General features: G+C 63.0%; 20 protein-coding genes. 4 read left to right on the top strand and 16 right to left on the bottom strand.

Translation table 11 applies throughout. The annotated features are described in order from the left end of the window. Positions 1-135: 135 nt before the first annotated feature. The 6 genes from nrfD to K9F62_03630 are packed head-to-tail and all read right to left on the bottom strand — an operon-like array spanning position 136 to position 5819. On the bottom strand, positions 136-1332 hold the full coding sequence (nrfD, locus tag K9F62_03655; GenBank protein UJX41810.1) for a polysulfide reductase NrfD: 1197 nt from the start codon (positions 1330-1332) through the stop codon (positions 136-138). An 8-nt stretch (positions 1333-1340) separates the two neighbouring features. After that, positions 1341-2117: a 4Fe-4S dicluster domain-containing protein gene (locus tag K9F62_03650; protein ID UJX41809.1), complete on the bottom strand. Its 777-nt coding sequence runs from the start codon at positions 2115-2117 to the stop codon at positions 1341-1343. Between the two features lie 42 nt (positions 2118-2159). Then, entirely contained in the window at positions 2160-2576 is a 417-nt protein-coding gene (gene dsrJ / locus K9F62_03645; protein ID UJX41808.1) for a sulfate reduction electron transfer complex DsrMKJOP subunit DsrJ, read from the bottom strand. Between the two features lie 3 nt (positions 2577-2579). Continuing rightward, on the bottom strand, positions 2580-4193 hold the full coding sequence (locus K9F62_03640) for a 4Fe-4S dicluster domain-containing protein (GenBank protein UJX41807.1): 1614 nt from the start codon (positions 4191-4193) through the stop codon (positions 2580-2582). Between the two features lie 44 nt (positions 4194-4237). Beyond that, positions 4238-5239: a sulfate reduction electron transfer complex DsrMKJOP subunit DsrM gene (gene dsrM / locus K9F62_03635; protein UJX41806.1), complete on the bottom strand. Its 1002-nt coding sequence runs from the start codon at positions 5237-5239 to the stop codon at positions 4238-4240. Between the two features lie 37 nt (positions 5240-5276). Continuing rightward, entirely contained in the window at positions 5277-5819 is a 543-nt protein-coding gene (locus K9F62_03630) for an RsbRD N-terminal domain-containing protein (protein ID UJX41805.1), read from the bottom strand. A 168-nt stretch (positions 5820-5987) separates the two neighbouring features. Between K9F62_03630 and K9F62_03625 the strand changes: the two genes are divergently transcribed. Then, complete coding sequence (locus tag K9F62_03625; protein UJX41804.1) at positions 5988-6521, top strand: hypothetical protein; 534 nt, start codon at positions 5988-5990, stop codon at positions 6519-6521. Positions 6522-6603: 82 nt separating this feature from the next. Here K9F62_03625 and K9F62_03620 read toward each other — a convergent pair whose 3' ends face one another. After that, positions 6604-6861, bottom strand: coding sequence for an amphi-Trp domain-containing protein (locus K9F62_03620; GenBank protein ID UJX41803.1), 258 nt, complete (start codon positions 6859-6861; stop codon positions 6604-6606). 97 nt (positions 6862-6958) lie between these two features. Continuing rightward, complete coding sequence (locus tag K9F62_03615; protein ID UJX41802.1) at positions 6959-7459, bottom strand: CinA family protein; 501 nt, start codon at positions 7457-7459, stop codon at positions 6959-6961. Between the two features lie 210 nt (positions 7460-7669). Between K9F62_03615 and K9F62_03610 the strand changes: the two genes are divergently transcribed. Beyond that, positions 7670-7915: an AbrB/MazE/SpoVT family DNA-binding domain-containing protein gene (locus K9F62_03610; protein UJX41801.1), complete on the top strand. Its 246-nt coding sequence runs from the start codon at positions 7670-7672 to the stop codon at positions 7913-7915. Next, positions 7912-8247, top strand: a complete 336-nt coding sequence (locus K9F62_03605) for a type II toxin-antitoxin system PemK/MazF family toxin (GenBank protein UJX41800.1) — start codon at positions 7912-7914, stop codon at positions 8245-8247. Before K9F62_03610 ends, K9F62_03605 begins: the two co-directional genes overlap by 4 nt. Before the next feature lie 73 nt (positions 8248-8320). On the opposite strand, the gene K9F62_03600 is transcribed toward K9F62_03605, so the two are convergent. Further along, positions 8321-9157, bottom strand: coding sequence for a ribonuclease H-like domain-containing protein (locus K9F62_03600; GenBank protein UJX41799.1), 837 nt, complete (start codon positions 9155-9157; stop codon positions 8321-8323). Between the two features lie 137 nt (positions 9158-9294). On the opposite strand from K9F62_03600, the gene K9F62_03595 reads away from it, so the two are divergent. Further along, the gene (locus tag K9F62_03595; GenBank protein ID UJX41798.1) at positions 9295-10269 is read left to right on the top strand and encodes a hypothetical protein; all 975 of its coding nucleotides are present in this window, start codon (positions 9295-9297) and stop codon (positions 10267-10269) included. A 197-nt stretch (positions 10270-10466) separates the two neighbouring features. Here K9F62_03595 and argB read toward each other — a convergent pair whose 3' ends face one another. The 7 genes from argB to K9F62_03560 all read right to left on the bottom strand — a co-directional run bounded on the left by argB (position 10467) and on the right by K9F62_03560 (position 17809). Beyond that, a complete protein-coding gene (argB, locus tag K9F62_03590; protein ID UJX43115.1) occupies positions 10467-11360 on the bottom strand; it encodes an acetylglutamate kinase in 894 nt (297 codons plus the stop codon). 229 nt (positions 11361-11589) lie between these two features. After that, positions 11590-12975 carry an ATP-dependent protease ATPase subunit HslU gene (gene hslU / locus K9F62_03585; protein UJX41797.1) on the bottom strand — a complete coding sequence of 462 codons (1386 nt, stop codon included), beginning with the start codon at positions 12973-12975 and terminating at the stop codon, positions 11590-11592. Positions 12976-13076: 101 nt separating this feature from the next. After that, positions 13077-13616, bottom strand: coding sequence for an ATP-dependent protease subunit HslV (gene hslV / locus K9F62_03580; GenBank protein ID UJX41796.1), 540 nt, complete (start codon positions 13614-13616; stop codon positions 13077-13079). Positions 13617-13765: 149 nt separating this feature from the next. After that, positions 13766-14533: a methyltransferase domain-containing protein gene (locus K9F62_03575; protein UJX41795.1), complete on the bottom strand. Its 768-nt coding sequence runs from the start codon at positions 14531-14533 to the stop codon at positions 13766-13768. Between the two features lie 305 nt (positions 14534-14838). Next, entirely contained in the window at positions 14839-15405 is a 567-nt protein-coding gene (locus K9F62_03570; GenBank protein ID UJX41794.1) for an O-acetyl-ADP-ribose deacetylase, read from the bottom strand. 34 nt (positions 15406-15439) lie between these two features. Further along, entirely contained in the window at positions 15440-16702 is a 1263-nt protein-coding gene (locus K9F62_03565; protein UJX41793.1) for an insulinase family protein, read from the bottom strand. Between the two features lie 9 nt (positions 16703-16711). Then, entirely contained in the window at positions 16712-17809 is a 1098-nt protein-coding gene (locus K9F62_03560) for a sigma 54-interacting transcriptional regulator (protein UJX41792.1), read from the bottom strand. Between the last annotated feature and the right edge of the window lie 48 nt (positions 17810-17857).

Here is a 17857-nt window from a genome sequence, read left to right as displayed (position 1 = left end):
TCGTTTCGTCCTTTTCTAAAGGGGATGCTTGGCAGTACTGCGGCGGCGGGGGTGCCGTCAATCGTGCCCGGCCGGTGTAAAAAGGCCCGCCTCCAATCCGGAAGCGGGCCTTTTGCGTGTCGTTTGCAGGCTCGATTACTCGGATTCGGCCGGAGGCGGAACCATGGACAGGTTGCCGCCCTCCACCTCGACCCGGACCTCGATGGCGATCTTCCACAGCACTGTGAGGATGATGCCGCCAAGGGCGAAGATCATGACCGAAACCATGAGTTCGGGAACCGTGGGCAGGTAGGAGGTGACCGTCTCGAAGGGGTTCGGCGTGAAGCCGCCGATCATCAGGGCCAGACCTTTGTCGATCCAGGTCGAGATGACCAGCATGATCAGGCCGAGGACCAGGGCCGGGGTCTTTTCCCGGATGGACGTCGGGATGAGGATGACCAGGCAGCCCAGGCCCAGGACCACGGCGGTCCACATGAAGGGCACGAGCTCGTAGTGGCCGTCCAGGCCCGAGAACAGGAAGCGGATCGGGGCGATGTGGCCCGGCATGTTGCTGTAGAAGGCGGTGAAGAGTTCGCACAGGTACAGGAACACGTTGACGCACATGGCGTAGGTGATGATGACGGCCAGGCGTTTGAGGGCCTTGTCGCCGGGATCGAAGCCGGTGAGCTTGCGCACGAGCAAGGTCAGCAGCAGCAGGATGGCCGGTCCGGCGCAGAAGGCCGAGGCCAGGAATCGTGCGGCCATGACGGCGGTCAGGAAGTAGTGGCGACCGGGCAGGCCGGCGATCAGGAAGGCCGTGACCGTGTGGATGGAGAAGGCCCAGATGACCGAGACGATGGCCAGGACCTTGCACCAGTGCGGCGGGGCCATGTCGTTTTTAAAGGCCTGCAGGCTGGTCCAGCCGACCAGGATGTTGAGGAACAGGTAGCCCATCAAAACGCACATGTCCCAAAAGAGCATGGAATGGGGCGTGGCGTTGATCATGACGTTGAGCATGCGTTGCGGCTGCCCGAGGTCCACCACGATAAAGCCCATGCACATGGACACGGCGGCGATGGCCAGGAATTCGCCGAGAATGATCATCTTGGCGAACTGCTTGTAGTGGTGGAAGTAGTAGGGCAGGACCAGCATGACGGCCGAGGCGGCCACGCCGACCAGATAGGTGAACTGGGCGATGTAGAAGCCCCAGGACACGTCGCGGCTCATGCCGGTGATGACCAAGCCGTGGACCAGCTGGTAGAGCCAGAAGCCCATGCCTAAAAGCATGAGCAGGCCCAGGCCGATCAACGTGCCCCAGTATCGAGGGCTTCCCTTGAGTGCTTTTTCCAGCATGGCTTACCTCACAGGATGTAATACACGCTCGGCGAGGTGCCGGCGTCTGGTTTGCGGCGGATGGCGAAGTGCTCGCGCAGCACCTTGCGGATATCCGAGTTCTCGTCGCCCAGATCGCCGAAGACGAGGGCGCCGCCGGCGGCTTCGACACAGACGGGCAATTTGCCGATGGCCAGGCGCTCGGCGCAGAAGTCGCATTTTTCCACAACACCCCGCATCCGGGTGGGGTAGTGCGGGTTGAAGTTGTGAATGAACGGGCGCGGATCCTGGAAATTGAAGCTTCTGGCGCCGAACGGACAGCCGGCCATGCAGTAGCGGCAGCCGATGCAGCGGTGGAAGTCCATCATGACGATGCCGTCGGGCCGCTGGAAGGTGGCCTGGGTCGGGCAGACCCGCACGCACATGGGCTGTTCGCAGTGGTTGCACAGAAGCGGAAACTCACGGTGCTCCACATCCTCGGACAGGAACTGGCCTTGCTCGGTGGGGAAGGCCTCGTGGTAGGAGGCGCCCCAGAACCACTTGATCTGCTTTTTGCCCGGGATGTCGGGCACGTTGTGTTCGGTATGGCAGGCCGTGCGGCACTTCTCGATGAGTTCGGGGGTGAACTTGGCCGAAAAGACGGCCATGCCCCAGTGCTTGGCCTTGAAGCCTTTTTCGAAGTCAGCGGCCGTGGGCAACGGGCCGGCGAAAGCCGGGGCGTCGCCCAGGAAGCCGAGGCGAGCGGCGCCGACGCCCATGGCGGACACGGCGGCCAGCTTGAGGAACTCTCGTCTGTTGCTCTTCATGGTATGATCCCCTTCGGTGGAGTTGTCACCGGGCGCGCCGGCCTAGTGTCCGCCCTCTTCGCCGGTTTGGGCGGGGGGAATGGGCGATTTCTGGTTCGGCGTAATGTTGTGGCAATCGAAGCAATAGGGGTTCACGCCAACCGTATCGTGGCACCGATCGCAGAACTTGGCCTTGTCCTTATGGCACCCCAGGCAGGTGTTCGTCAGGCTTTTGACGTACTTCTTGCCCTTGGAGTTGACGTAGATGCGCTCGCCGTCACGCACGGCCGAGTTGCGCCAGTCGTTTAGGATCTGCATGTGCTTGTCGCGCATGACCTGGACGTCCTCGATGCAGTCCTTCTGGTCCTTCGGGAGCTCCGGCTTCACGTCGAAACTCTTCCCCATGTTGTAGCCGACAGGGACGAAGATGAGGGCCAGGAAGAACAGAATGCCGGGTATTATGTATTTGGCATTGTACATAGGTTATTCCTCCTCGTCCTCCATCCCCGGCAGGGGGTTTTGCCTGAGATCGGTGGTGCGCTTTTTCTCGCCGTCGAGAACGAGCGCATTGCCCACCAACTCATGCACGCCGGAGACGCCGACACCAGGGGCCCAGTAGTCGCAAAGCGGCGGCAGGGTGGCGCGGTCGATGGCGCAGATGCAGGCCAGGTTGTTCACGCCGTGGCGGTCGCGCACGTATTTGACCGCGTTGCCGCGCGGCAGGCCGCCGCGCAGGCGCGTTTCGGTGAATTCCTCGTTGTTGAGGCCGGCGCCGCCGCCGCAGCAGAAGGTCTGCTCGCGGGTGGTGTTCTCGGGCATCTCGTAGAACTGGCGGCAGACGTTTTTGAGGATGTAGCGCGGCTCCTCGAGCAGGCCCATGCCGCGGGCGGTGTTGCAGGAGTCGTGGAAGGTGGTGACGAAGTTGTCGTTGCGGGAAGGATCGAGCTTGAGCTTCCCGTTCTTGATCAGGTCGGCTGTGAACTCGCAGATGTGCAGCATCTTGGTGCCGGCGGCCGCGTCGAACTTGGTGCCGGTGATCGGCGAGACCGGGGTCTCCATGAAGTCGGCCGGGCCGTTCATGGTCAGCATGTACTGGTTGATCACGCGCCACATGTGGCCGCACTCGCCGCCAAGGATCCACTTGACGCCCAGGCGCTTGGCCTCGGCGTACATCTTGGCGTTGAGCTTCTTCATCATCTTGTCCGAGGTGAAAAGGCCGAAGTTGCCGCCCTCGGACGCGTAGGTGCTCCAGGTGTAATCCAGTCCGAGGTAGTCGAACAGGATGATGTAGCCCATGAAGGTGTAGATGCCCGGGTCGGCGAAGATGTCGCCGGAGGGGGTGATGAAAAGGATTTCGCAACCCTTCTTGTTCACGTTGGGCCGGATGCGCTTGCCGGTGACTTCCTCGATGTCGTCGCACAGGAAGTCCATCATGTCCTTGTAGGCATGGGGCTGGATGCCGAGGTGGTTGCCGGTGCGGTTGCAGTTGGCGGCCGGCTCGAGAATCCAGTTGATGTTGCAGCCCAATTCATGGAGCAGCTCGCGGGCCATCATGGTGATTTCGGCGGTGTCGATGCCGTAGGGGCAGAAAAGCGAACACCGGCGGCATTCCGTGCACTGGTAGAAGTACAGGAACCATTCCTTGATGACGTCCTCTTCGAGCTTGCGGGCTCCGGCCAGCTTGCCGAGCACCTTGGCCGCGGCCGAGAACTCGCCCCGGTAGATGGAGCGCAAAAGTTCCGCGCGCAGCACCGGCATGTTCTTGGGATCGCCGCCGCCGATGAAGAAGTGGCACTTGTCGGCGCAGGCGCCGCAGCGCACGCACACGTCCATGAAGATCTTAAACGAGCGGTACTTCTTGAGCTTCTCGCGGAACTTCTCCATGACGATGCGCTTCCAGTCGGGCGGAAGCTTCCAGTCCTCGTCCATGGGGCTCCAAACCCGGGGGTTGGGCATGCCGAGGTACTTGAGAATGTCGGGCTTGGCCGGATAGCTGAAATTGCCGGGCCGAAACGCGGTCTTGGTGTCCATCCACGACTTGACCGGCGTGGTGTAGTTGATTTTGATGAGTTCTTCCGGTGGCGGATACTTGGCCATGGTCGCTCCTCACTTCTCTCCAGAATAGGTAGGTTTGGGCCCGCTTAGGCTTGCTTTTCCACGGGGAGACCGGCTTCGATCATCTTCTCGCGGAAATCGTTCTCATAGGCCTCGTACGAATGGGGCTTCACGCTCGGGTCGTTCCAGGGATTCACCCACATGGCCCGCCGGCTCATATTGGGCACGACGCGGGTGGGAGAGAGGAAGACGCCGCCCATGTGCATGAGCTTGGAAAAGGGAAAGTAGATAAAAAGCGCGCACACCAGGGTCAGGTGGGCGTAGACGGACGGATCAAGCTGTTCCTTGGGCAGGTGCGGATGCAGGGTGACCAGGCCCATGGCCAGTTCCTTGACCGCGATCACGTCGACCTTGACGGCGTAGCGCATCCAGATGCCGGTTAACGCGATGCCGAGGATCAGGAGCAGGGGGAAGTAGTCCTGCATGAGCGAGATGTAGCGCACCTTGCCGTCGAAGACGCGCCGGGCCAGCAGGAAGAGGAGGCCGATGACGATCAGCGCGTCGGTCTGGTACAGGATGGGCAGGCCGATCTGCATGATGGTGTCGAAAAACTCCGTCACGTGCACGGCCCAGGGCACCGGGGCCATGAAGAAACGCAGGTGCCGGATCAGGATGACCAGAAAGCAGTAGTGGAAGATCAGCGCGAAGCCCCACAGCCATTTTTCCGAGCTGTAGGCGACCTTGGGACCGTCCTGCTGGAGCTTCACCGAGGTGTTGCGGAACAGCGACCGGAAGGTCAGCACCTCGAAAAGCATGCGCATGACCACGCCACGCTTGTCGTAGGGGTTGTCCCAAGGGTTGTTCTTGATCCAGGGCAGCGATTTCTGCTGACCGCCGGTGGTGGGGATGCAGAAAGGAACCGGGATCTTGGCCCAGTTCACGATTCGCAGGGTGAAACCCACCATGAAAACAATGATCGCGATGTACGGGAGGACGATCCCGAACAGCGCCCCCATCCCCATCCCGGCGCCCAGCCAGGGGATGACGATGAGCGCCAAGACCGCGAGTAAGGAATAAAACGCTGCCATGTACCCTCACCTCGTTAAAGGTTTGCCCGAAAGCGCCTCACGGTTCCTCTCCCTCGGCGGGTAAATCGCAGAGGAGATTGGCCCGCTTAAGGAGCCGGTCATACTGTTTCTTGATCTGGTTGATCCGTAATTCGACAATCTTTTCGCGGCACTGGCAATAGATGTCAAAGGCGAAAAGGGCCAACACATCGATGCTTGATTCGAGGGCGAGCAGTTCGACGAACAGATCGTGCTCGGTGATCTGGGGCCACAGCGCTTCACGTATGGCCTTTTTGAGCAGATAGATGAACGCCGTGGCCTGGGACGGGGTGAAATCCTGGACGGCCCGCACCCGTACGATCTCGTCGAGCATGGGGGTGAAAACCGCCACGTCGGGCATGTTTTCCCCGCAGGCGGCCAGGGCCAGGAGAATGCCCCGCATGCCGATCTCGAATTTGTGCCGCACGGGATTGGCAAAGGGATCCTTCTGTTTTTTCCAGAGGACCGCCGTATTTTCGGCGTACGTGCCGAGGATCAGATCGAACCAGCGATCAAGCACGTCCTTTTGCTCAAGGACCAGAAAATCCGCCAATTTAAGCATGAAAAATGTCCCTTTCTTCACAATCGCTTAGCAGCCAGATTCCTTATCAGAAAAGGACAAATTGTAAAGGCTGGAAAAGCGCCGGCCGGGCCGTGCAACCCCCCGGAATCCCACTTGTTGCCTCATGCCTGGAAAAATTGCTAGAATTGCAAAAAAAGAAGCGGTCCCATGAAACCCACGCCAAAACAGTTCGATATTCTGCGCGCCGTGGCGGCCTTCGCCACCGTGGAACGCTACCAGGGCACCCTGCCCAAACGGCAGGCCCTGTTCTTCGCCAAGGACGATCTCGGCGCGCTTGAGGACGCCGGGCTGCTCGAAAAGGTCAAGCTGTCCTATCCCTGCGGCAAATCCCTGGCCGGGTGGCGTCTGACGCCGGCGGGCAGGGCGCTTTTACCCGGGGTCGAGCCGGAGGAGGGCTGCGAGTTGGAGGCCGAGCATCTGCGCATTTTGGGCGACGTCTACCACTACTCGCGCATTTCGAGCTTTCGCGGCATGATGCCCAAGGATCTGGCCAAGGGCGCTTTTGACGGCGACGACCTCCGCGACCTTTTCACCCACGGCTATCTGCTGCGCATCCGGGTCAAGGGCCAGGCCAAGGGCAAAGGCTGGGTGGTCTCCAACAAGGGCCTTGCCGCCCTGCGCGCCGCCGCGTCGTCGGCCAAGGTCTGCACGGTCGCGCCCGGCGGGACCGAATCGGACTGACGGGACGGTCGTACCGCCCCTCGATGTCCCCTGGAAAACGCCGGATTTCTCGGAAAAAACGCGTCGGAATGGGATGCTGCCGCTAGAATTCGCCCCGCGGGGTCGCCCTTTCGGGGCGGTGCGGGCACCACGACAGCCGCACGGCAAGGCCCTCGCGGTCTTCGGCCTGGCTGGCCTTTATCTCCACATCGAGCATCACCGCCGGCGACAGGTTCATGGACACCCGGCCGGCCGAAAGCCCAAGCTGTCCGGCCCGCAGCTCCCGGGCCAGCGATTCCAGGCGGTCCGCCGCCTCCCACACGCCCATCACACCGCCCATGCGGGCTGTTTTCACGCCCATGTCGTCCTCCCCGGCCGCCTGTCGGCGGCCATGCCACCGCTTAACCGCTCCCGGTGACCGGCGCGCGACAAGGCGGTTACGGACGCATGCGGCGGCGTCAGTTTTCGGCGTTCATGCGTTCGGCCAGGGCCAGGACCCCGTGCATGGCCTCGTGCACGGCCTGCTGCCTGACGGCCTGCCTGTCGCCGGTGAACTGGAAGTGTTGGGCGCTGACGGCGTCCGGGCTCTGCCAGGCGATCCAGACCGTGCCCACCGGCTTTTGCGGTGTGCCGCCGGAGGGGCCGGCGATGCCGCTTATGGCCACGCCGACGTCGGCCTTCAGTACTCCCCGCGCCCCGCGCGCCATGGCCAGCACGGTTTCGCGGCTGACCGCGCCCAGGGTATCGAGGATTTCCTGGGGAACGCCCAGCACGTCGCGCTTGATGTCGTTGGTGTAGGAGACCACGGCCCCGGCGAACCAGGCCGAGGACCCGGACGTGTCGGTCAGCACGCTGGAGAGAAGTCCCCCGGTGCACGATTCGGCGCAGCCGAGCATCCATCCCCGTCCGGTCAGGGCCGCGCCGAGCCGGACCGCCAGTTCCCGCAACGTTTCTTCCATGACGTCCTCCTTTTCCTCTTCTGCTCCAACTAGCGGAACATATTGCCGTTGTCACGCCCGAACGGGAAAGTCGTCCCTCCTCGGCGTTGACAAGGTATTTTTGCTATGTATATACAATGAATATCTGTTGAGGGGTCAGTACGGCCTTTTCCGCAATGTCGGTCGGTACGGACAGGTCCGCATTACAACGAATGGAATTGGGGGGCCAGCATGGAGACGTTGGTGACACGGTGGGGCAACAGCCTGGGGTTGCGTATTCCAAAAGGAATAGCCACGGATGCGGGACTTAACGCCGGCGATACGGTCTGCATCATCAATGCGGAAGAGGGAATTCTCATAAAGAAAGTCCGCAAGCGGCCGCAATATAAGCTGGAAGACCTGGTAAGCCGGATCACTGACGAAAACAAGCATACCGCGACGGATTGGGGTGAACCGAAAGGCAAGGAACTCTGGTGAGTCGGTTTCCGGAACGAGGTGATTTCGTTCACCTGGATTTCAATCCCCAGGCCGGGCACGAACAAGGAGGGCCGCGTTACGCCCTGGTGCTTTCGCATGGAGCCTATAACAGCGCGTCCGGATTGGCCATTGTGTCGCCGATCACGAGCCATATAAAAGGCTACCCCTTCGAAGTCCCCATTCCGGAAGGCGAACGTTGCTACGGCGTTGTGCTCGCGGATCATACGAAAAGCATTGATTGGCGCGCGCGCAACCTCGAGGTCGTTGGCAAAGCTTCGCCCGAGCTTTTGGACGATGTGCTGGCGCGTTTTCTCACGCTGCTTACGGTGTAGTCTGAATCTTACAAATTCGTAAAAAGGGGCTTTTCCCCGAAACGTGCCGGCCGGCGTTGTGCGGTCGGTGGGCTTATTTGCGGCCGATGGCCCAGGCCAGTCGGCGCAGCACGTCCGGGTCCGGCGCATGGGGATTGTCCCCGGGGGCGGGGATGGGCAGGGCGTAGCGCCCGGCGAAAGGGGTGGTCTCGAGCAGTTCGTTTATGGCGTGGGCCAAAAGCACCGGCAGGGCCAGCACGTCGGCGGCGTTATAGGCGAGCAGGGTTTCCATGAGCGCCGGGTCGCCGCGTTTCATGTATTCGCGCCACAGCACCACGGCGAAGTAGCCGTCGACCCCGGTCAGGTCGCCCCGGTCCACGCCGTAGCGGGCCTCGCACTTTTTGAGCCCGCCCTTGACGCCGATGCCGGTGAGCACGTTGCGCAGGTCGATATGGGCCTTGGGCAGCGTGGCCCGCAGGTGCGAGCGCAACACGGGCGCGTCGAAGCAGCGGCCGTTGAAGGTGACCAGCACCTTGCTGTCCAGGATGTCCGTGGTGAAATCCTGGAGGTTCTGTCCATGGGCGTAGGTGCGGACGGTGTGGATGCCGTCGTAGAGGGAAATGGCCGTGACCTCGTTTTGGGGCGTGCCGTCGGTTTCGATGTCCACGCAGGCGAGGCTGTCGCGAAAGTCGAAAAAAAGCCGCCAGGCCTCGGCCGGGGGCAGGCGCTCGCCGAAGAAGTCGGCGTCGCCGGCGGCCAGCCGTTCCTTGGAGGCGAGCAGTTCGTTGCGCCACATGGGCACCTTGACCGATCCCAGCGGCGGCGTCTTCGCGTCGAGGAAATCGTCCCAGGTCAGGATGCCGTCCGCCCACAGACGGCGCTCGGTGGTAGGTCCAAGGCCGGGCAGATGCAAAAAGGTATGCTGCAACACGGAGTCGGGCTTACGCGTTTTACGTCCCGGCCTCAACCTCGCCGGGTCGTCGTGGCGGCACCAAACCTGCAAGGGTTACGCCGACCCGGATTTTTTTGCCGCCGGGCCGTCACCGTCAGTCCAAGGAAGGAGCGCGCATGCCGCGACAGACAGACGTTTTACGATCGACCCGACCGAATTTTGACGCCCGGGAAACCGTTCTCGTTCGCGAGGCGTTTCGTCCCGGGGCGCTTCGCAACGATTTCGAGCGGTTGGCCAGCCCGGCCGTGCCCATGACCGAAGCTGACGTCTTGAGCCTGCTGCTCAAGTACTTTTATGCCGTGCTGTATCCGGGTTCCGAGGAACACGCCGTGTCCCTGGAGGAGATCAGCCTGCAACTGGGCCGGTTTTACGATTTGTGGTCGGAACTAGGCCCGGACGGGGCGCTGCCCCTGTCGGGGGATATCGGCGCCTATCCGCTGCGGATGCTGGCCGATCTGCCGCGCACGGCCCATATTTTCCGCTCCGTGGCCAACCGCCCCCTGCCGCCGGCCCTGGTCCAGGACCCGTACCTCGGCGTCGACTGCGGCACGGGGTCCGGCATCCTGCTGGCCGCCGGCTGGCTTCAGGCCAAGCGCAACGGGGTGGCCGAGACGCAGCTCTACGGCATCGAATGCGATACGGACGTGGCCCGCCGTACCGGAGAGGTGCTGGCGGGGCTCGGCATCGGGGCCACCCTCGAGGGCGACGCCCGCGACCCGGCCGTGTATGCCGGACTGCCCGAGGGACCGGTGGCCTACGTGGCCAACGAAAACGTGGTCGCGCCCCCGGCCAGGCTCACGGCCGAGCCCTTTTGCGCCATCCACGCCGCCCTGTTTTCGGTCCTGTCCACGCGGCTCAAGCACGCGTTCTTCTTCCCCGAAGCCCTGGTCGTGCGCGACCGGGACGCGGAACTCGATGTGGTGCTCTCCAAAAACAACCGCTTCCAGATCCCGCGCCACTACCGGCATCTGCGCCCCCGCCCCCGGTCCATCATCATCGAAGGGCGGCTGACGCGGCTGTGGCAGATCGGCAAGTCCTTCCGCCAATACATCCCCGAAGCCTGGCTCGCCGCCATGCCGGGAAGATGGTAGGAGAGGGAAGAGAACGAAAAGAAAGTGCGAGAGGGGAAACCCTTTGAAAAGGGTTATCCCCTCTCGCGCTCTCCCCTTCCTAAATCTTTTGACGTTTACGGCTGGAGTAACGATAACATTCCGTAACCGTTAAAAGTCTTTTGAAGGGGGGTCCGGGGGGAAACTTTTCTTCAGAAAAGTTTCCCCCCGGTCTGCTTTTAAAGCTCACACTTCTTGCAAACGATCTCCGTGCCTATGCCGGAGTTGGTGAAAAACTCCAGAATGATGCAGTTTTCCACCCGGCCGTCCAGGATGTGCGCCTTCTCCACGCCGGCGTCCACGGCCTCCATGCAGCATTGGACCTTGGGGATCATGCCCCCGGTCAGCACGCCGTTGGCGATGGCTTGCGAGGCCTCCCGGATGTCCAGGGAGGAAATGAGCGTGCGCTCCTTGTCCAGAACCCCGGCCACGTCGGTTAAAAGCACCAGCCGCATGGCCCCGAGCGCCGAGGCCATGGCCCCGGCCACGGTGTCGGCGTTGATGTTGTAGGTCTCGCCGTTCTCGTCCACCCCCACCGGCGCGATGACCGGAATGAATCCCTGGCCCAAGAGCGTGGTGATGAGCCTGGTGTCGATGCCCGTCACCTCGCCCACTTTGCCGAGGTCGATGATTTCGGGGGGCGCGTCGCTTTTCTCGACGACCATCTCCAGCTTGCGGGCGGTGATGATGTGGCCGTCCTTGCCGGACAGGCCCACGGCCGAACCGCCGTTCAAGTTGATCAGGTTGACGATGTTCTTGTTGACCTTGCCGACCAGCACCATCTCCACCACGTCCATGGTGGCGTCGTCGGTGACGCGAAGCCCCTGCTTGAATTCGCTGACAATGCCGAGCTGCTTGAGCATGTGCCCGATCTGCGGTCCGCCGCCGTGCACGATGACCGGATTGATGCCGATGTACTTGAGCAGGATGATGTTGAGGGCGAAGCTCTTTTGCAGCTCCTCGTCCACCATGGCGTGTCCGCCGTACTTGATGACCACCGTCTTGCCGAAGAACTTGCGGATGTAGGGCAGGGCTTCAAGCAAAAGCCGCGCCTTGGCGTGTTCGCGTCCCATCATGTGCCGCACTCCAAAAGTGGTGTAGAGAGCTTAAGTTGGAATGTATCCTGGGGGGAAACCTTTCTGAAGAAAGGTTATCCCCCCAGGCCCCCTTTCCAAAGACTTTTAATAGAAACAGCTATTGATGTTACACTTATCTGGTTGAAAAGTTTAAGAAGGGGAGAGCGCGAGAGGGGACAACCCTTTTCAAAGGGTTTCCCCTCTCGCACTTTCTTTCTCTCCTCTCCTACAAAATATACCGCGACAGATCACGATTTTCAGCCACGTCCACCAGCTTGTCCCGGACGTAGGCCGGGTCCACGACCACGGTCTGGCCGTTCTGGTCGGAGGCCGCGAACGACAGGTCGGAGAGGATTTTCTCCATGATGGTGTAAAGCCGCCGGGCGCCGATATTTTCCGTTTCCTCGTTGATGCGCTGGGCGAACTCGGCCACCTCGTGCAGGGCCTCGTCGGTAAAGTTGAGCGTCACGCCTTCGGTGCCGATCAGCGCCTTGTACTGCACGGTCAGGGCGTTTTGCGGCTCGGTCAGGATACGGTAGAAGTCCTCGGCCGTCAGCGCCCGAAGCTCCACGCGCAGCGGAAAGCGGCCTTGCAACTCCGGCACGAGGTCCGAGGGCTTGGAGAAGTGGAACGCGCCGGCGGCGATAAAAAGGATGTGGTCGGTTTTGACCATGCCGTACTTGGTGTTGACCACGCAGCCTTCGACCACGGGCAAAAGGTCGCGCTGCACGCCCTCGCGGGACACGTCCGGGCCCGAGCCGCCGCCGGCCTGCTTGCCGCAGATCTTGTCGATCTCGTCGATGAAGATGATGCCCGTCTGCTCCACCCGTTCCTTGGCCGCCTCGGCCACCTTGTCCATGTCCACCAGCCGGTCGGACTCCTCCTGCAACAGCACCTCGTAGGCGTCGCGCACCCGCATGTTGCGGGTCTTCTTGCGCTGCGGAAAGACCTTGGAAAACATGTCCTTGAACTGCATGCCCATGTCTTCCATGCCCGGCATGGACATGATCTCCACCTGGGGTGAGGCTACGGACACTTCAACGGGCACGATGCGGTCGTCGAGCTTGCCTTCGCGCCACAGTTTCCTGAGCTTCTCCCTGGTGCTCGCGCCGGCGGGTTCGCTTGGCGTGGCGGCCATGGCCGGGGCTTCCAGGGCGGCCGGCATGGGAATGGGATTTTCCCCGCCGCGCTGGGACTCGGGCAAAAGCAGGTCGAGCAGGCGTTCCTCGGCGGCTTTCTCCGCCTTGGCCGCGACCCGGTCGAGCTCCTCCTTGCGCACGAGGTTGACCCCGATCTCCATCAGGTCGCGCACCATGGATTCCACGTCGCGGCCGACGTAACCGACCTCGGTGAACTTGGTGGCCTCGACCTTGAAAAAAGGCGACCCGGCAAGCTTGGCCAGCCGTCTGGCAATCTCGGTTTTGCCCACACCCGTGGGGCCGATCATGATGATGTTTTTGGGTGCGATCTCGTCGCGCAGCCCGGGTTCGATCTGCTGGCGACGCCAACGGTTGCGCATGGCGATGGCCACCATGCGCTTGGCGTCCTTCTGGCCGATGATGTATTTGTCGAGTTCGGAAACGATCTCGCGCGGCGTCAAACTGGCGTGCATGCGCTCTCCTTGCAATATGTCTGTCGCGTCCTTGAAATACGGGACGCGGATTATGAGGACGACATATTTTTAAAAAATACAAATGTATTATTTAAGGAATTTTAGCGGTCAATGGTCTCCACCACAATGTGGTCGTTGGTGTAGACACAGATTTCCGAGGCGATGAACATGGCTTTTTCCACGATTTCCTTGGCAGGCATGTCCGTGTTGCGCAAAAGCGCCCGGGCCGCGGCCAGGGCATAGGGACCGCCCGAGCCGATGGCCGCCACGCCGTCATCCGGCTCGATCACGTCGCCATTGCCCGACAAAAGCAGCACATTGCCCGCGTCGGCCACGATGAGCATGGCCTCCAGCCGGCGCAGATACTTGTCCTTGCGCCAGTCCTTGGCCAGCTCCACGCTCGCGCGGACCAGATTGCCGCTGAACTCTTCCAGCTTGGCCTCGAAACGCTCGAACAGCGTAAACGCATCCGCCGTGGACCCGGCAAAGCCGATGACCACCTTGTCCTGATAGATGCGGCGCACCTTGCGCGCGCCATGCTTCATGGCCACCGACTGGCCAAGCGTCACCTGGCCGTCGCCGGCCACGGCCACGCCGGCATCCGTGCGTACGGCCAGAATCGTCGTTCCGCGTAACTCCATGCGCATGCAACTCCTTTGGGGAGGGAGTGAAGCTGGCGGAGGAACCGGGGGAGGGGACCCCTTTTTGAAAAAAGGGGTCCCCTCCCCCGGACCCCCACCCTCCCCAAAAACTTTTAAAGGGGGTTGTTACGATTAAATAATATTTAAAATTAACGTGTTGCGGTGAAAAAGAATCGGGGGAAACGGAAAATGACCTGCGCGTTTTCCTGGAGCGGGTATTGCGCGCGCACCTTGGCCAGGACCGCCTGTTCGAAGTCTTGTTTCCTCTCATCGGGGAGGGCCGCGAGGTAGGGGCGAAGGCCCGTGCCCCGGTACCAGTCGAGGATGGCCTCGCGGGACGGCATGACGTGGTAGTAGGTCGTCTCCCACATGGTGAAGGACGCAGTGAGCTTCGCCAGCAGGTCGAAATAATGCCCCTGGGTGAGGGTGTGGAAAACGCGGGGATTGGGGAAGGCGTCCTTCCAGGCGTCGCTGGTGACGAGTTCCCCGATGATTTGGTGGATGGGCTCGTGCTGGTTCATGGGAATCTGCACGGCGAGCACGCCGCCGGGCGCAAGCAGGCCCATCATATTTTTCAGCAGCGCCTTGTGATCCGGCACCCACTGGATGCAGGCGTTGGAGAAGACGACGTCGTAGCCGCCCTCCAGGCTCTCCAGCTCCTTGCCCGCGTCGCACAGCGCGAAATCGATCCCGGAATGCGCCTGCTTGGCGCTCTCGATCATTTCGGGCGAGCTGTCGATGCCGAGCACCCGGGCCTGGGGAAACCGCCTGGCCAGCACTTCGCTGCTGTTGCCCGGCCCACAGCCCACGTCGAGGACCCGCTTCACATCCTCTTTTTCAATCCTTCCGGCCAGATCAATGGAGGGCTGGGTCCTTTCTTTTTCAAATCGCAAATATTGTCCCGAATCCCATTTCACCCTTGTACTCCTGCTTGCCTTTCACGGGCCATCGTGGCGCCGGAATTTGCCTGGCGGCTTGCCGCGAAGCGGCATGCGACGCCGGGAAAATTCCGGCGCCACACGCGGGCTTCGCCCGCAACCGGGCTTTCGCCCGTCGGTACCTCCCCGACCTTTCCGGCGTTCCTCGCCCCATCTCCCACCCCGCCAAAGCCGGATGGGGGGACCGGGGGGCCGTCGGCCCCCCGGTGGGGAGGTTCGGGAGGGGCAACGCCCCTCCCGGCCGCCGGAGGCACCCGTACGCACCCATACGCACACATACTTTCCTAAAGCGTAATTTCTCCAAATAAGGCATCCGCGGCTGAACGCCAGAGGTCGAAGGCATGTTTTCCGTGCAGATAGACGCGAACTTCCCGGATCGAGCCGGCCGTGAGCGCTTCGGCCATGGCGGTCAGGGCGATGGGCGCGGCCTTTTCCACGGGAAAGCCGTAGACGCCGGTGGAGACGGCCGGAAAGGAGATGCTGGACAGGCCGTTTTCCACGGCCCGGGCCAGGGATTGGGTGTAGGCGGAGCGCAGTTTTTCGGGTTCGCCGGAGTTCCCGCCGTGCCAGATGGGGCCGACGGTGTGGATGATGTGGCGTGCGGGCAGGTCGAAACCGGGGGTGATGACGGCCCCGCCGGCGGGCAAACGGCCGATTTCGGCGATGATGGCGCGGCAGGCTTCCGGGAGTTTCGGCCCGGCGGCCCGGTGGATGGCCCCGTCCACACCGCCGCCGCCGGCCAGGGCGGAGTTGGCGGCGTTGACGATGGCGTCCGCGTCGTCCCGCGTGATGTCGCCTTCGATGAGAAGCAGGGTCCCCTTGCCGACGGTGTAGCGTGCTTGATCAGACATGGCGTTGGCCTCCTTTGGGGCGGCCGCACCCGCGTCAATCGGGGATTGCGGCAGCCGGTCCGAGGATGCAAAGGCCCGCGTTCGCGTCGGTGAAGGCGGCGCGGGCGATGCCGGCCAGATCGGCCAGCGTGACCGTGTCCAGGGAGGCGGCGGTCTCGGCAAGCGGGATATGGCGGCCAAAAAGCAGGGTGTTGCGGGCCAGGCGCATCATGCGATTTTCCGTGGATTCCGCCCCCAGGTAGAGCAGTCCCTTGAGGTGCTCGCGGGTGTGCTCCAGCTCTTCCCTGGTTACCGCGCCGTCGGCCACGGCGGCAAGCTCGGCGCGCACCACATCGACAAGTTCCTTGGTGCGTTCCGGTTCCACGGCGGCCTGGATTTCGAAGATGCCGGTTTCGGCCAGGGCGTTGATGCTGGCGTAGATGGAGTAGGCCAGTCCCCGGCGTTCCCGGACTTCCTGGAACAGGCGCGAAGACATATTGCCGCCGAGCAGCGTGGCCAGGATGGTGTGGCCGAAGCGCGCCGGGCTGGTATTGCCGACCGACGGGTAGGACAGGATGACGTGATTTTGTTCGCTTTCCCGGCGCACGGCCAGTCGCGGCGGGGTGTAGGTCCCGACGCCGCCCGGGGCCGGGGCGGAAACGGTCGGCAGCCGGCCGAAGGTGGCCTCGGTCATGGCGACCAGGGCGTCGTGGTCCACCGAGCCGGCCGCGACGATGGCGATGGCGTCGGGGCGGTAGCGGGCCTTGCGCCAGGCGGCCAGTGCTTTGGGCGTCGCCGCCATGACGGAATTAGGCGTGCCGGTGATGGGGTGGGCGATGGCGGGATTGGCCCAGGCGGCGGCCCAGAAATCCTCGTGCACCTTGTCTTCGGGCGTCTCCTCCACCATGGAGATTTCCTGGACGATCACGCCTTTTTCGCGGGCCAGTTCCTCGGGGTCCAGGGCCGGATTGAGGACGATGTCGGAAAGCACGGCAAAGGCCCGCTCCATGTGGGCGTCCATGACGCGGATATGGAAGCAGGTGACCTCGCGGGAGGTGAACGCGTTGGCCAGGCCCCCCAGGATGTCGAGCTCCTTGGCGATGGCCAGGGCGTCGCGGGTGGCGGTCCCCTTGAAGGCCATGTGTTCCCACAGGTGGGCCATGCCTTCCTGGCCGGGGGCTTCGTGGCGGGAACCGGCTTCGATCCACACGCCAAGGCTGGCCGTTTTGACCAGGGGCACGACTTCGGTGGCCACGCGCACGCCGTTTGGCAACCGGACGGCGCGACACGAAATGTCGGATGGGGCTTGATGCGGCATCGGCTGGGGCTACGGGGCTTTGCGCCCGGCGTCAAGCGCCTGGGCGTACTTGCGATAAAGCCCCCGGAACTGATGGTAGGTGAGCCCGAGGGCGTCGGCCGCCCGGCGCTGGTTGCCGCCCGCGCGCGCCAGCGCCCGGCGCAGCAGGTCTGTTTCGAAGGCGGCGATGGCTTCGGGCCATGGAGGGAGGGACGCCTCCGGCGGCCAGGAGGGGCGAGGCCCCTCCTGGACCACCCCATCAGGAAACCCGTTTCCCTCTGGGCTGTTCCGTTCGGGGGGACCGGGGGGCCCTTGGCCTCCCGGCGGTGGGGTCCAGGGGAGGCAGAGCCTCCCCTGGTCGAACGGATCAATGGTCACGTGTTCGATACGTGGTCCGGCTGCCTCGAACACGGCCCGCTCCACGGTGTTCTTGAGCTCCCGGATGTTGCCGGGCCAGTCGTGGGCAGCCAGGGAGGCCAGGGCAGCGGCGGTGAAGCGGGGCGGCTCGGGCCGGCCGAGTTCGGCGGCGAACCGGGCGGCGAAGCGTTCGGCCAGATAGGCGATGTCGCCGTGGCGGTCGCGCAGGGGAGGTACGAAAAGCACGGCAAAGGCGAGGCGGTCGAGGAGATCGGGCATGAGCCGGCCGCGCCGCACCAGCTCGCGCGGATCGACATTGGTGGCGGCCACGACCCGGGCGTCCACATTGACGGGCTCGCCGGCCCCGATGCGTTCGATGGCCCCGTATTCCACGGCCCGCAGCAATTTTTCCTGCACGGCCCGTGGCGCGGCTTGCAGTTCGTCGAGAAAAAGCGTGCCCCGGTCGGCCATCTCGAACCGGCCGAGCCGGCGTCTGGCCGCGCCGGTGAACGCCCCGGCCTCGTGGCCGAAAAGTTCGGATTCCAGAAGCGTGCGGGGCAGCGCCGCCGGATTGACGACCACGAACGGTCCTTCCCAGCGCGGGGAATGGAAATGGAGCCGGGCGGCGGCCAGCTCCTTGCCGCTGCCGCGCTCGCCGACGAGAACCACCGGCCGGTCGACCCGGGCCACGGCGGCCACGCGTTCCATGAAGGCCAGGAAGGCGTCGGACTGGCCCAGGGCTTCGACGAGGCCGGGGGTGTTGGCTGTCATGGTAAAATTGACCTCATAGATGGTAAAATAAACTCATTTTTGGTCTTA

The sequence above is a fragment of the Desulfovibrio sp. JY genome, assembly GCA_021730285.1.
Lineage (GTDB): Bacteria > Desulfobacterota > Desulfovibrionia > Desulfovibrionales > Desulfovibrionaceae > Solidesulfovibrio.
Note: the sequence above shows the minus strand (reverse complement) of the source record. Positions and strands in the feature narration are given on the sequence as shown.